Raw genomic sequence first — 13,957 nt, 5'->3', positions numbered from 1 at the left:
CCATCACTAAATCCCTAATGCATTTTTGACTTGAAAGAGTTAATCAGCATTGGGGATTTTTTATATCTACCGAAAATTAGCGTTCTCTGTTAGAGTCGCCGTCAACTATGCTATGTAGAGTAGAAATTGGTTCGTCGACAAAAATAGGCTAAACCAACACCTCTTTACTCTAAAACCCTTTTTAGGAATCCCCAGTGACTAACAACGAAATCTTGCGCCGTATTCAACACGCACTAAACCTTAAAAATGCACAAATCATCAAAGCTATCGAACAAGCTGATGTGACTGTTGCTCATGACCAAGTGATTAACTGGCTAAAAGATGACAACGACAAGTCATGCTCTAAGATGAAAGATAAAGAGTTGGCGGTATTCCTAAATGGTTTCATCAACCTTAAGCGTGGCAAAAAAGAAGGCGAGCAACCTAAACCTGAAGTTGCACTGACGAACAACATGATCTTCATGAAGCTTCGTATCGCATTAAACATGAAAGCAGAAGATGTTTTGGACGTACTAGAAGTGGTTGGCATTAGCTTGAGCAAGTACGAAATCGGCGCTTACTTCCGCAAGCCAGAAAACAAAAACTACAAAGTGTGTGAAGACCAACTACTTTGCGATTTTCTAAACGGTGTGCAATTTACCAACCGTCCAGACTCAGAAGAGTTTGCGGGTTAAGTTACTACTCCTAGATAAATTTTAAGTTGCTACACATAGATAAATTACTCGTCATAGGTAAGTAACTGACCCACTGATAATTTTCTAGTAACGACAGATAAATAAAAAGCGGCGAGATAATTGAATTATCTCGCCGCTTTTTCGTTTTCTTTACGTCACTGACTAAACAGGAACAACAATAGTAAACCTATGCCTTAGCTGTCGTCTTCAGTGAAGTTCGTCGGCAATGTCGTTTTCATTTCATTCCAAACTTGTGCACTTGCGATACCGTAATTACGAATCACTAATGGCAAAGTTTCGCGCTCGCCACTTTCACAGATAATGAACAACTCTTTATAAAAGTCCATCGCTAAACGTCGTGCTTCTGGGTTAGAGAAGTAGTAGCTACCGATACGGTCATAAAGTTTACGCACACCGTTAAAGATCAGGCCGTAAATCTGGTTGCCTGAGTGGAATGCCAAACGTTGGAAAAGCATGTAATCATAGAAGTTGAAAGTCTTCGCGATTAAGATCGTCTGACGTTTCGCTTCATCTTTTTCTGAATCTTCTTTTACCGCTTGTTTGATCTTGTCAGCGTATGGCGACGATTCTAGGAACTCATCCCAAGTTGGTGCCGCAAGTAGCGCTTCACAAGATTCAATCACGTTACTGATAGTACGCTCTGAAGCTTCTTTGTTTGCTTTGAATGCATAACGCATAAAGATCGGGCTGATATTAGTACGAGCAGCAAGCAGGTCTTCTACCATTTTGCTTGCGTTATCAACGTCCAACGTCATTAGCGTATCAAGGATATGAAGACCTGAGGTTTCCATAAACTGGTTAACTTTAGTTGGTTTGCCATGTTGGATTGTCAACCAACCATCACGAGCAAGACGTTGTAGTACTTCACGAAGCGTAGTACGTGTAACACCAATCAGCTCAGAAAGCTCACGCTCTGCGGGCAAGATAGAACCTGGAGGGAAACGGCCATTCCAAATACTTTCAATGATATACTTCTCTGCAAATCCTGCCGGGCTCTTCGCCTTAATGACCATCTACACTTCAATCCAATTTAATTATTCTGTTCTAATTTACTCATCATACCACTAGTTCACACCTAGCGGAAACACCCTCAAAAATTTTACTCACCCTAAACACCGTTAGAGTTATAACTCTAAAGTTCAGCACACGTTTGCACCTCAGGTTTGTAAAGCAAGCGACTCTAAACCACCATTTAAACAAACCGTTAACACAACAATTTTTCTTTAGAATCAATGGGATTGGTCATATTTTTAAAGCTATTAATTTGCAATATTAAGTTGTAATAATCATATATAAGCCGTCGTTATTCTGTAATTTTCAATCATTTCGCTGAAATATTGATTCTAGTCGGTTTTTATCACATTTTAAGTGGTATGCTTGCGCTACTTTGATCGCGTTTCTCAACAAAAAAGAGGTATTTTTAGGGCTACAGGGCTTTTCCTGTTGACTAAATGTTATCTAAGAGTAAAGTTGCGCTCAAAAATAAGCAGTGCTTGAGTTTCTAAGGGAGTGACTTGGCAAGACCACAGAACATTACATGGAATGTAGTTTTTCTAAGTCACTGTTAGTTATAGTTTTTAACAATTTCTATAGCTCGATTCTCAAAATGTTGTATTGCTTGTCTATTCATAATCAACATAAAAGAGTATTAACATGCCGATGTCTCTCGGAAACGCTTTTATCAAGAACTTCCTTGGTAAAGCTCCTGATTGGTATAAACTTGCCATCATTTCCTTTTTAATCATCAACCCGTTTGTTTTCTTCCTAGTTGACCCATTTGTTGCGGGCTGGCTATTGGTGGTTGAGTTTATTTTCACTCTAGCTATGGCTCTCAAATGCTACCCACTTCAACCGGGTGGTCTATTAGCTATTCAAGCAGTCGCCATTGGCATGACCAAACCAGAAATGGTTTATCACGAGCTGCAAGCAAACCTTCCTGTATTACTCTTGCTCGTATTCATGGTTGCTGGCATTTACTTCATGAAAGAACTGCTTTTGTTCATTTTCACGAAGATCTTGCTTGGCATCCAATCTAAAATTTTACTCTCCGTTGCCTTCTGTGTTGCTGCCGCTTTCTTATCAGCATTCCTAGATGCACTAACAGTAATCGCCGTAGTTATTAGCGTTGCGGTCGGCTTCTACTCTATCTACCACAAGGTTGCATCAGGCAAGGGCACAACGTCTTCGCACGATCATACTCATGATGAAGAGATCTCAGAGCTAACTCGTGATGACCTAGAAAACTACCGTGCTTTCCTACGTTCACTGCTAATGCACGCTGGTGTGGGTACAGCACTGGGTGGTGTAATGACCATGGTAGGTGAACCACAAAACTTGGTAATTGCTAAGCAAGCAGGTTGGGAGTTCGGTGAATTTATCATCCGTATGCTGCCAGTAACACTACCTGTTTTCTTCTGCGGTATTTTAACTTGTGCACTTGTCGAGAAATTCAAAGTGTTTGGTTACGGTGCTCAACTACCAATGAATGTTCGCCAAATCTTAGTTGAGTTTGACAACAAAGAACGTGCAAACCGCACAAAGCAAGACGTAGCAAAACTATGGGTTCAAAGTGCAATCGCAGTTTGGCTTATCGTCGGCCTTGCACTTCACGTTGCTGAAGTAGGTTTGATTGGCCTGTCTGTGATCATCTTAGCTACAGCATTTACGGGTGTTATTGAAGAACACTCTATGGGTAAAGCCTTTGAAGAAGCGCTGCCATTTACTGCACTTCTTGCCGTTTTCTTCGCTGTTGTTGCTGTGATCATCGACCAAGCTCTATTTAAGCCAGTAATCGATGCTGTACTTCACGTTGAAGATAAAGGCGCACAGCTCGCACTCTTCTATGTTGCCAACGGTATCTTGTCGATGGTTTCAGATAACGTATTCGTAGGTACGGTTTACATCAACGAAGTGAAAACTGCACTGGTTGAAGGCATTATCACTCGTGATCAGTTTGACCTACTTGCTGTTGCTATCAACACTGGTACTAACCTACCTTCTGTTGCTACACCAAATGGCCAAGCTGCATTCCTATTCCTATTAACATCAGCACTTGCTCCGTTAATTCGATTGTCTTACGGTCGCATGGTTATCATGGCGCTGCCATACACCATCGTATTGGCACTGGTTGGCCTAGCAGGCATTGTGTTCATCGTAGAGCCAATGACAGCATGGTTCTACGATGCTGGTTGGATCATTCAACGCACTGGTGAAGTCGTCGCTCCAGTTATCTCTGGTGGTCACTAAGCTAAACACTGTGTCGCAAACCACAATAACTATAACTAACTAATCAAAAATATTAGTTGATTAGGAAACTTATCCAAGATAAAAAGCTCTGAGTAATCAGGGCTTTTTTATTTTATAGACAGGATTCAATTCGTGAACTTTTTAGCAATGATCAAAGACTTCTCTAAGGGACGTTTATCTTGGCTTTTACTGCTGGCTTTTATTGTCTTTTTTGAAGCGTGCGCTCTCTTCTTCCAACACGTGATGATGCTTGGTCCTTGCGTGATGTGTATCTATGAGCGCGTTGCTATGCTCGCTATCGGTGTTGCCGCCATGATTGGTGCGATTGCCCCGAATAACCCAATATCACGCTGGTTAGGCCTTGCTAGCTGGGGATTTGGCGCATACAAAGGTTTGATGCTTGCTTTAGAGCACGTCGATTACCAGTTCAATCCGTCCCCTTTCGCAACCTGCGACTTATTCGTAACCTTCCCTAGCTGGGCGCCTTTAAACCAATGGGCTCCGTGGATGTTTGAGGCTTACGGCGATTGCAGCAAGGTTGTGTGGCAGTTCTTCGATCTTTCTATGCCTCAGTGGCTAGTAATTATCTTTGCAGGTAACTTGGTTGCTTTCGGTATTGTGGTTATTTCTCAATTTGTGAAGTCGAAAAAGGACTTGCAGTAAGCCGTTGACACTTGGACAACAAAAAAGTCGACCACGAGGTCGACTTTTTTATTACTTAAGCTTTTGAACATATTAAGAGAGTCTGTTATTCACACAAACTAAGTTGCTCAACAAGCCGTGATTAGCTGCTTTTACCGCAGCATTGTTTAAACTTCTTGCCGCTTTCACAAGGGCAAAGGTCGTTTCGACCAATGTCTTTAAACGGGTTCACGCTCTGGGACTTATTGCCCAACATAGCTTCATCCGCTGCCATTGCCACTTCTGAGATCATCAGATCGACTTGACCCACTAAATCGGCAAGCGATGGTGGGTTAGTAAGCCCTGCAGCGATCATTTGTTGTTGAGTTTGCTCTTCATCAATCGCAAGCATCAAGGTGGTTAAGAGCGCTTGCAACATGCGCAGAGTACCATCCGCGACTGTCACGCTCTGCCACTGCTCTTCCACTGTTGGCCAAACCATCATGAAGCCTTCAGAAAAATCAGCGAACTGTTCGTTAAAGTCACCTTCAGCCAGTACGTCTGTTAATAGGTATTCATTACGCTGAATCAGGTTGTGCTGGCGATTAATCTGTTCTGTTACCGTTGTTACCAGCTCTTTACCCGCTTCAGGCGCAACGATAACCAGCCACTCTTCTGGATCGAGTGGTTTGGTCGCTAAGTTAGAGGCAAGGATTGCACCTTCCATAAACTGCGGAGTAATGTCAGTGATTGATTCTGGTAGGCTTAATAATTGATATGTCATGAAAGCTCTGGATATTGGGCATTTTCGATATTATAACGCCATCCTCCCAAAGATGTCGCTATTAAGAGACGAAACCATCATTAAGACATGCACCACACTCATAGTGACAATTCTGTAAGCACACCGTACAATCACGCCTCGAATTTTTCGGTTCATTCAGTTTTGGTAAAGCAACATGCGCGTAATACTTGGCCCTATGGAGGGCGTTCTAGACCACCTAATGCGTGAAATTCTCACAGAGATTAATGATTACGATCTCTGTGTGACAGAGTTTGTGCGCGTCGTAGATCAACTTCTTCCCCCGCATGTGTTCCACCGTATTTGCCCTGAGCTACATCAAGGCTCTCAGACCATGGCTGGTGTGCCAATCCATCTCCAACTTCTAGGGCAACACCCAAATTGGATGGCCGAGAATGCTTTTCAAGCTGCTAGCTTAGGCGCGAAAGGGATCGATCTTAATTTTGGTTGCCCAGCAAAAGCGGTCAACAAAAGTAATGGTGGCGCTTCATTGCTAAAAGAGCCAGAGCTCATCTATCAAGTGGTGAACGCCTGTCGAGAAGCGGTACCGGCACACATTCCTGTGTCCGCAAAGATTCGATTAGGTTGGGAGCATCCGGAAGAGTGCTTTGAAATCGTCGATGCCATCGAACAAGCCAAAGCTGACGAACTCACCGTGCATGCAAGAACCAAAGTTGGCGGCTATAAAGCCAGCGAAATCAAATGGGACTTCATCAATCAAATAAGAGAAAAAACATCTCTGCCGTTGATTGCTAATGGGGAGATCTGGAACTATCAAGATGGTCAAGATTGCATAGAAGCAACAGGCGTCGATTCATTAATGGTCTGCCGTGGTGCTTTCAATATTCCAAACCTTGGTAACGTCGTTAAGCACAACCACCAGAAAATGCCGTGGGATAAAGTCATTGAACTTTTGCTGCGCTATTCAGAGTTTCAAATTAAAGGGGACAAAGGCATGTACTACCCCAATAGAGTGAAGCAGTGGTTTGTTTATCTAAGTAAAGGCTACCCTGAAGCGAACGAACTGTTTAAAGAAATTCGTACTTTCAAAAAGGCGCCACCGATTGTAGAACGCCTTCAGCGTTATCAAGAAGAACGCCGCCAACCTGTTTAAGATTATGTTTAGGGTTAAATACCCAACGCTACAAACGTGTTTACCGGTGCAAATAAGCTTTGCTTGGTAGACACGTTCGCTCTTCCCTCTTTCATTTTCATTTTCATTTTCATTTTCATACAAAGCATCGATTCAATAACGTGGTTAAAATTCAAGACGGTCTTTACCCGTCGTCTTAGCCACGTACAGCTTTTCATCGGCGTACTTAAATATCTCATCGAAGTTAAGTTTACTTTGCTCAGTTTCAACAATGCAGACACCGCCAGACACCGTAAATCCATTTGGAATAATGTCGGCTGAAGTGGAACAAATCGCATTCTTCACTCGCTCTAATGTTCTCATCAAAGTTTCACGATCTTCGCCTTTCATATAAACGACAAACTCTTCACCGCCAAACCGTGCTGCAACGTCACTGCTTCGAATACTGTTGCTGATCTGACGCGACATATAACGAATCACATCATCCCCCTTATCGTGGCCGTAGGTGTCGTTAATTGACTTAAAATCATCAATATCGAAGACGGTTAATGCAAACAGTTGATCGTGCTCTACACTGCGCCAGAACGCTTCTAAGCCACGACGATTCAATAACCCTGTCATAGGGTCTTTGGCTGCGAGATCTTTGAAGTAACCACGTTCAATATTGGAATTGACGTAGAAGAAGATGGTTACTGAGAACAGATACACAATGATGGCAACAATAAGGCTGTCTTTCTCGTAGACGAAAAAGTGCTCAACCTCTTTCGCGATGTCTAATTTGTAATACATCGCATGGTGAGACGAGACACCATCCAGTTTGATCTCGTGATAAAACGCCGCAGAATCTACCGGAGTCGCTAAAGTGGTATCAATGATATCGATCCGACCTGCAAGATGCTCATTCGAGTTTGCGAGCAGCTTGTCAGCATTAATATCGACCGACAGCATCCCTTGGTGAACGCCTTTATGGAATACAGGGATCGTCATACTGATTATACGGTCAAGGGAATCAAAACGATAACCAGGGCCTGAAAGGGTGAGTTGGTCAGGGTTGTTGGCTGTTTTCTGCCAATAAGGACGACTCTTTATGGTCGAGAGTAACTCTTTGCTCAGCCCTTTGGCAAAACCTTCAGGTGAAGAGATCACATAGCCGCTCGTATCAATAAAGTGCACGCCGGCATGGTATTCATCAAGCTGGGATAAAAATGAAAGAATAGGAGCTAACGCTATTTTTTCTGACGCGCTCTTATAACTATCACTGCTTTCAGAACAAAGAGACTCTTGACCAATTAGCATATAGTCGATATCGACAGAGGGAATGTCTGAGGTTTTACCGTCGGCAAGTAGCAATACATCAATAGGCCAGATTTGGCAAAGACCATCCACAACATGTTTGTTGTGATCAAGAAAGAGAGGGTTTCCTGATTTATAATAGTTGGAGAAGCTGTAGTCTAGGGCTGTCGCCACTTTTGTGGTTCTTTTGAACACATCTTCAATACGATGAAACTCACTACTGATATCTTTTTCTACCGCGTCAAAATGATTCTTTCCTATTAGGCCAAGTAACATCGCGGCGATCACAGCGGGAAACCCGAAAACAAAGGTTAGGCTAAAGTGCCTATTTACTTTCATATAATGTGCTCTTAGCGTTCAGCTATTTTCATTTTCCCCATTAATATTATTACATTAATCGGCAATTCGCTCGACGTAAAATAATGTAAATTGATATTAACGACACACCTAACGGTCAAATAACCGCTTACAAATGAATAAAATAGAGAAGCGCCAACATATAGAGCAGGTGAGTTTGTTATCTGAGCCCATTTCAATGCTGTTAATAATATGACTTATGGCCTATTAGCTCACCTAACACCAAACTCAATTCACCGGCTAATGACCGCACGCTCAATCACAGATTGAGGCACTGTCACGCCAAGCTCACGAGCAGCATCTAGGTTGACCACCAGCTGAGAGCTCTGCGCAGTTTTGACACTCAACTTCCCGGGCTTCTGTCCTTCCAAAATGGCTGCGACATAATCCGCGGTCTGAACCCCAACATCATAATAATCTAGACCTAAACCAGCAATCGCTCCCTTTCCGACATAAGATGTGGCGCCTGCGACGACTGGCGTATCTGCATGGTTAGCCGCTTTGATAAGACCCTCCATGCCGCTTGCAACCGTATTATCGGTCAAGGCATAGATAACATCGGACTTCTTAGCAATGGATTCTGCTTTTGCTTCGACATCGTCAACAGTCAGCGCTTTTTCGGTGTGAAGTGTATAACCGAAATCTCGAGTTGCCTTCCTCAATAACCCAACTAACGCAACGGCATTTGCTTCTGCTGGGTTGTAAACTACACCGATTGAATTAGCTTCAGGGAGCAGTTCTTTGATTAATGACACATGCTGAGTGATCGGAGATAAGTCAGAAAGCCCCGTGACATTACGCCCCGGCTTTTCTAATTGTTTAACGAGCCTAGCGCCGATAGGATCCGTAACCGCGGTAAACACGATAGGAATCGAGCGAGTCGCCGACACTAAGGCTTGTGAAGTCGGTGTCGCGATACCAACAAGTACATGTGGATTTTCACTGACGAGCTCTCTGGCAATCTTGGCTGCCTGAGCCGGGTTACCATTCGCCATTTCATAGGAGAATTCTAAGTTCTTACCGGGTTCATAACCATTGGCTCTCAATCCTTCAAGAAGCCCTAAACGTGTCGCATTCAGATCTGGATGGTCAACAACTTGTGAAACCGACACTTTGGCAACGTTTGCCATTGCATTGCCAGTCCATAGCAACATCAAGCAACTTAAAACCGCTGCCAATACCTTTCTTACAGAACTCATTATCGCTCCCTGAATCAAGCTCTACCCGTCATTACTCGCTCAAAGAGAACAACATCAAAATCACTATTGACATTATTACCAGTAACCATTGATAACTTGAAGTGATATTTAACAAAAATACAACAAGGCTCGAGTTATGTGAGAAAGGTTATATTGACTTCGGAGGAAGGTAAGAAACCAAGTGAATAAGGACAGGTAAGCTAAACGGAAAGTAAGCGAGGTAACAAAAAGAGGAGCAAATCTGAGAACAAGCTATAGAAGATGAATAGTTGTTCTCAGACAAGAGGGAGAGCTGGGATTCTTTAGAACCAACGCTCCATTGAGGATTTATCTAACTGACGAAAGGCACGATTTAAAATGATTGCCAATTCTTTATAGCGAGGGCGCGGCTTCATAGGCTCTAACGCAAAACCCGTTTCAGTGATCTTTTCATGCAGTTCGCGGTACCACGATACTAGCGCCGGCGGAAGTTGTGTATTTGAGCGATTGCCCAACCACCACATACCTTGTAGCGGCAAGCTGATCGCAAACAAAGCCATAACCACAGCCTGTGGCATCGCTTGGTAATTATTAAAGACCATTTGTGTAAGAACACTGATAGCGGCAATCGCAGGCATCACTTTCACGCCAAAACGGGTCGCTTTAATAATGCGTTGTTCTGGGAAGATCGCGTTTAACTCTTTTCGGACGGGCCAGAGATCCATGTACTTTTGGCCATCTTTTAAACTACTAGCTAAACCAACTCTATTGCTCATATGAGTCTCCCATTAAAAAAAAGTTGAAATCATCAACTAAAAACACAAAAATTTGACGAAAAATAATATTCTTTCAAATTTTTTTGTTATATTTGCACAATATCGCTATTATTTGCAGACCTCAATCTCATTGTTGCCCTTATTTACAATTTAAGCAACTTTGAGAAGACTTCTGCAAGGAATGCACAAGCCTCTTTTTGATAAAGAGCGCTTTCACTTTATACGGAAATTAACGTTTTTTTGACCAAGGTTAGTACGCAAGCCTATGTGCTTCGACTATTCTTGAGATTAATTTTCATCCTTAACTGATTTCGATCAGAAAAATAAACAGGTAGTCATTAATGTCTAAGCTAGTTTTAGTTTTAAACTGTGGTAGTTCTTCTCTTAAATTCGCTGTTGTTGATGCAGAAACAGGTGCAGAGCACCTAACTGGTCTTGCTGAGTGTCTAGGTCTTCCAGAAGCTCGTATGAAGTGGAAACTTGATGGCAAGCATGAAGCACAACTAGGCGCGGGCGCAGCTCACGTAGAAGCACTATCTTTCATGGTAGAAACTATTCTTGCTTCTAAGCCTGAGCTTAAAGCTAACCTTGGCGCTATCGGTCACCGTATCGTACACGGTGGCGAGCAGTTCACTTCTTCTGCACTTATCACTGATGAAGTGCTTAAGGGTATTCAAGACGCTGCGACTTTCGCACCTCTTCACAACCCAGCTCATCTTATCGGTATTGAAGCGGCTCAACAAAACTTCCCAGGCCTTAAAAACGTTGCTGTTTTTGACACTGCATTCCACCAAACAATGCCTTCTGAGTCTTACCTATACGCTCTGCCGTACAACCTGTACAAAGAGCACGGCATCCGTCGTTACGGCATGCACGGTACTTCTCACCTATTCATCACTCGTGAAGTTGCAGGCCTACTAAACAAGCCAGTTGAAGAAGTTAACATCATCAACTGTCACCTAGGTAACGGTGCTTCTGTATGTGCAATCAAGAACGGTCAATCTGTAGACACTTCTATGGGTCTTACTCCTCTTGAAGGTCTTGTAATGGGTACTCGTTGTGGTGACCTAGATCCTGCGATTATCTTCCACCTACACGATGCTCTTGGTTACTCTGTTGAAGAAATCAACAACATGCTGACTAAAGAGTCTGGTCTTGCTGGTCTAACTGAAGTGACTTCTGACTGTCGTTTCGTTGAAGACAACTACGGTGAGAAAGAAGAAGCAACTCGTGCAATGGACGTGTTCTGTCACCGTCTAGCTAAGTACGTTGCTGGTTACACTGCAACTCTAGAAGGTCGTCTAGACGCAATCACTTTCACTGGCGGTATCGGCGAGAACTCTGGCCCAATCCGTGAAATGGTTCTTAACCGCCTAGGCATCTTCGGCATCGAAGTTGACGGTGAAGCTAACCTTAAAGCTCGTTTCGGCGGCGAAGGTACTATCACTACAGCTAACAGCCGTATCCCTGCAATGGTTATCTCTACTAACGAAGAGCTAGTAATTGCTGAAGACACTGCGAAACTAGCAGGTCTTTAATTGATTTTCCTGACTAGCTTCACTCGAAGCTAGTCAGTTTTTCATATCAAGAAAATGGGGCTCAACTTCTATTCCTACCCCAATTTTAATATCGGTGGGAATAGCAGTTGAGCTTTTTTTATTTCCAATAGTTAAAGGTGTTCGTCAATGTCCCGTACTATTATGCTTATCCCTACAAGCGCTGGTGTTGGTCTTACTAGTGTTAGCATGGGTGTTCTTCGCGCTATGGAGCGTAAAGGCGTAAGTGTTTCTTTCTACAAGCCAATCGCTCAGCCTCGTAGCGGTGGTAACCAACCAGATCTAACGTCTACTATCATCAGCGCAAACAGCGACATTAAGATTGGTGAGCCAATCGCAATGACTAAAGCTGAAGCTTTGATCGGTAGTGAAAAAATGGACGAGCTTCTTGAGTCAGTTGTTGAGCAATACAACAAGATCAACAAAGACGCAGAAGTAACGCTAATCGAAGGTCTAGTACCTACTCGTAAGCACCCATTTGCTAACCAAGTGAACGCGGAAATCGCAAAAACACTTGGCGCGGAGATCGTATTCGTTGCGACTCCTGGTACTGACAACCCTACGCAGCTTAAAGAGCGTATAGAAGTAGCATGTTCTAACTTCGGCGGTACTAAGAACAAAAACATCAAAGGCGTAATCATCAACAAGCTTAACGCTCCTGTTGATGAGGCTGGCCGTACTCGCCCTGACCTATCTGAAATCTTTGATGATGCAGACAGCGCTCAGCAAGCGAACCTTGAAGTAATGCAAATCTTCAACTCTAGCCCTATCCGTGTTCTTGGCTGCGTGCCATGGAGCATCGATCTAATCGCAACTCGTGCGGTTGATATGGCTAAGCACCTTAACGCTGAAATCGTTAACGAAGGTGAAATCTCAACTCGTCGTATTAAGAGCATCACTTTCTGTGCACGTTCTCTACCGCACATGATTGAGCACTTCAAACCAGGCTCACTGCTAGTAACTTCTGCAGACCGTCCTGACGTTATCGTTGCTGCGGCTCTTGCTGCGAAAAACGGTGTTGAGATTGGCGCAATCCTGCTTACTGGCGGTTACGACATTCCAGAAAGCATTGCTAACCTTTGTGCACCAGCATTCGCTTCAGGTCTACCGATCTTCAAGGCTCAAGGTAACACTTGGCAGACATCTCTAAACCTACAGAGCTTCAACCTAGAAGTTCCTGCAGACGATAAAGAGCGTATCGAGTTCGTTAACGATCACGTTGCAAGCCACATTGATGGCCCTTGGATTGATTCTCTATCTGAAGGTACTCAAGGCATCCGTCGTCTAAGCCCACCAGCATTCCGTTACCAGCTAACTGAATTTGCTCGTAAAGCGGCTAAGCGCATCGTTCTTCCTGAAGGTGATGAGCCACGTACAGTTAAAGCTGCGGCTATCTGTGCTGAGCGCGGTATCGCAACGTGTGTACTTCTAGGTAACCCTGAAGAAATCCGTCGCGTTGCAGCGCAGCAAGGTGTTGAGCTTGGCGCTGGCGTTGAGATCATCGATTCTGCATCAGTTCGCGAAAACTACGTAGCTCGTCTAGTAGAACTTCGTGGCGCTAAAGGTATGACTGAAGTTGTTGCTCGTGAGAAGCTAGAAGATTCAGTATTCCTAGGTACTATGATGCTTGAAGCTGGCGAAGTTGACGGCCTAGTTTCTGGTGCTGTTCACACAACGGCGAACACTATCGTTCCTCCGTTCCAGATCATCAAGACTGCTCCTGATGCTTCTATCGTATCTTCGATCTTCTTCATGCTTCTGCCTGATCAAGTTCTTGTATACGGTGACTGTGCGATCAACCCAGATCCAACAGCTGAACAGCTTGCTGAAATCGCTATCCAATCTGCAGATTCTGCTGCGGCATTCGGTATCGACCCACGCGTTGCTATGATCTCTTACTCTACTGGTGAATCTGGTAAGGGTGCAGACGTAGATAAAGTACGTGAAGCGACGAAGCTTGCTCAAGAGAAACGTCCAGATCTAGTGATCGACGGTCCTCTACAATACGATGCTGCTATCATGGAAAACGTTGCTGCTTCTAAAGCACCGAACTCTCCTGTAGCTGGTAAAGCGACTGTATTCGTATTCCCAGACCTAAACACTGGTAACACGACTTACAAAGCGGTACAACGTTCAGCAGATCTAGTATCTATCGGTCCAATGCTTCAAGGTATGCGCAAGCCAGTAAATGACTTGTCTCGTGGCGCTCTAGTAGACGACATCGTTTACACAGTAGCTCTAACGGCTATCCAAGCAGACCAAGCTGCACAAGCTGAAGAAAAAGTAGTTAACTAATTTTCTTTTTCAGAAAGCAAAAACCCTAGATGTTTATCTAGGGTT

11 protein-coding genes are annotated in these 13,957 nt (G+C 43.7%); 6 read left to right on the top strand and 5 right to left on the bottom strand.

Annotated elements, in window-relative coordinates; translation table 11 throughout:
- The first annotated feature begins 194 nt into the window (after nt 1-194).
- A complete protein-coding gene (locus AB4351_RS11695) occupies nt 195-674 on the top strand; it encodes a DUF1456 family protein (RefSeq protein ID WP_010437231.1) in 480 nt (159 codons plus the stop codon).
- Nucleotides 675-868: 194 nt separating this feature from the next.
- Here the strand turns inward: AB4351_RS11695 and fadR are convergent, their stop codons facing one another.
- Nucleotides 869-1,708 (bottom strand): fatty acid metabolism transcriptional regulator FadR, encoded by an 840-nt coding sequence (fadR, locus tag AB4351_RS11690; protein WP_017062161.1) that lies wholly within the window; start codon nt 1,706-1,708, stop codon nt 869-871.
- A gap of 640 nt (nt 1,709-2,348) precedes the next feature.
- Here fadR and nhaB point away from each other — a divergent pair.
- The gene (gene nhaB / locus AB4351_RS11685) at nt 2,349-3,941 is read left to right on the top strand and encodes a Na(+)/H(+) antiporter NhaB (RefSeq protein ID WP_102332510.1); all 1,593 of its coding nucleotides are present in this window, start codon (nt 2,349-2,351) and stop codon (nt 3,939-3,941) included.
- Nucleotides 3,942-4,088: 147 nt separating this feature from the next.
- Nucleotides 4,089-4,604, top strand: coding sequence for a disulfide bond formation protein DsbB (gene dsbB, locus AB4351_RS11680; protein WP_029235613.1), 516 nt, complete (start codon nt 4,089-4,091; stop codon nt 4,602-4,604).
- Between the two features lie 121 nt (nt 4,605-4,725).
- On the opposite strand, the gene AB4351_RS11675 is transcribed toward dsbB, so the two are convergent.
- Complete coding sequence (locus AB4351_RS11675) at nt 4,726-5,346, bottom strand: YecA family protein (RefSeq protein WP_017062164.1); 621 nt, start codon at nt 5,344-5,346, stop codon at nt 4,726-4,728.
- A gap of 175 nt (nt 5,347-5,521) precedes the next feature.
- On the opposite strand from AB4351_RS11675, the gene dusC reads away from it, so the two are divergent.
- Nucleotides 5,522-6,478, top strand: coding sequence for a tRNA dihydrouridine(16) synthase DusC (gene dusC / locus AB4351_RS11670; protein ID WP_017069187.1), 957 nt, complete (start codon nt 5,522-5,524; stop codon nt 6,476-6,478).
- A 144-nt stretch (nt 6,479-6,622) separates the two neighbouring features.
- On the opposite strand, the gene AB4351_RS11665 is transcribed toward dusC, so the two are convergent.
- The 3 genes from AB4351_RS11665 to yfbV form a co-directional block, all read right to left on the bottom strand.
- Nucleotides 6,623-8,089, bottom strand: a complete 1,467-nt coding sequence (locus AB4351_RS11665) for a sensor domain-containing diguanylate cyclase (RefSeq protein ID WP_229647109.1) — start codon at nt 8,087-8,089, stop codon at nt 6,623-6,625.
- A gap of 251 nt (nt 8,090-8,340) precedes the next feature.
- Nucleotides 8,341-9,306 (bottom strand): ABC transporter substrate-binding protein, encoded by a 966-nt coding sequence (locus AB4351_RS11660; RefSeq protein ID WP_017062167.1) that lies wholly within the window; start codon nt 9,304-9,306, stop codon nt 8,341-8,343.
- A 302-nt stretch (nt 9,307-9,608) separates the two neighbouring features.
- A complete protein-coding gene (yfbV, locus tag AB4351_RS11655) occupies nt 9,609-10,061 on the bottom strand; it encodes a terminus macrodomain insulation protein YfbV (protein WP_017062168.1) in 453 nt (150 codons plus the stop codon).
- Nucleotides 10,062-10,402: 341 nt separating this feature from the next.
- On the opposite strand from yfbV, the gene AB4351_RS11650 reads away from it, so the two are divergent.
- A complete protein-coding gene (locus AB4351_RS11650; protein WP_010437209.1) occupies nt 10,403-11,599 on the top strand; it encodes an acetate kinase in 1,197 nt (398 codons plus the stop codon).
- Nucleotides 11,600-11,746: 147 nt separating this feature from the next.
- A complete protein-coding gene (gene pta / locus AB4351_RS11645; protein ID WP_017062170.1) occupies nt 11,747-13,912 on the top strand; it encodes a phosphate acetyltransferase in 2,166 nt (721 codons plus the stop codon).
- The last annotated feature ends 45 nt before the right edge of the window (nt 13,913-13,957 follow it).

The organism is Vibrio sp. 10N.261.51.F11 (assembly GCF_041471665.1).
In the GTDB taxonomy this organism is placed as follows: Bacteria; Pseudomonadota; Gammaproteobacteria; order Enterobacterales; family Vibrionaceae; genus Vibrio; species Vibrio crassostreae_C.
Note: the sequence above shows the minus strand (reverse complement) of the source record. Positions and strands in the feature narration are given on the sequence as shown.

Excerpts from the sequence above, each read along its gene's own strand:
- fadR (WP_017062161.1), bottom strand. The coding sequence starts at position 1,708 with ATGGTCATTAAGGCGAAGAGCCCGGCAGGATTTGCAGAGAAGTATATC.
- nhaB (WP_102332510.1), top strand. The coding sequence starts at position 2,349 with ATGCCGATGTCTCTCGGAAACGCTTTTATCAAGAACTTCCTTGGTAAA.
- dsbB (WP_029235613.1), top strand. The coding sequence starts at position 4,089 with ATGATCAAAGACTTCTCTAAGGGACGTTTATCTTGGCTTTTACTGCTG.
- AB4351_RS11675 (WP_017062164.1), bottom strand. The coding sequence starts at position 5,346 with ATGACATATCAATTATTAAGCCTACCAGAATCAATCACTGACATTACT.
- dusC (WP_017069187.1), top strand. The coding sequence starts at position 5,522 with ATGCGCGTAATACTTGGCCCTATGGAGGGCGTTCTAGACCACCTAATG.
- AB4351_RS11665 (WP_229647109.1), bottom strand. The coding sequence starts at position 8,089 with ATGAAAGTAAATAGGCACTTTAGCCTAACCTTTGTTTTCGGGTTTCCC.
- AB4351_RS11660 (WP_017062167.1), bottom strand. The coding sequence starts at position 9,306 with ATGAGTTCTGTAAGAAAGGTATTGGCAGCGGTTTTAAGTTGCTTGATG.
- yfbV (WP_017062168.1), bottom strand. The coding sequence starts at position 10,061 with ATGAGCAATAGAGTTGGTTTAGCTAGTAGTTTAAAAGATGGCCAAAAG.
- AB4351_RS11650 (WP_010437209.1), top strand. The coding sequence starts at position 10,403 with ATGTCTAAGCTAGTTTTAGTTTTAAACTGTGGTAGTTCTTCTCTTAAA.
- pta (WP_017062170.1), top strand. The coding sequence starts at position 11,747 with ATGTCCCGTACTATTATGCTTATCCCTACAAGCGCTGGTGTTGGTCTT.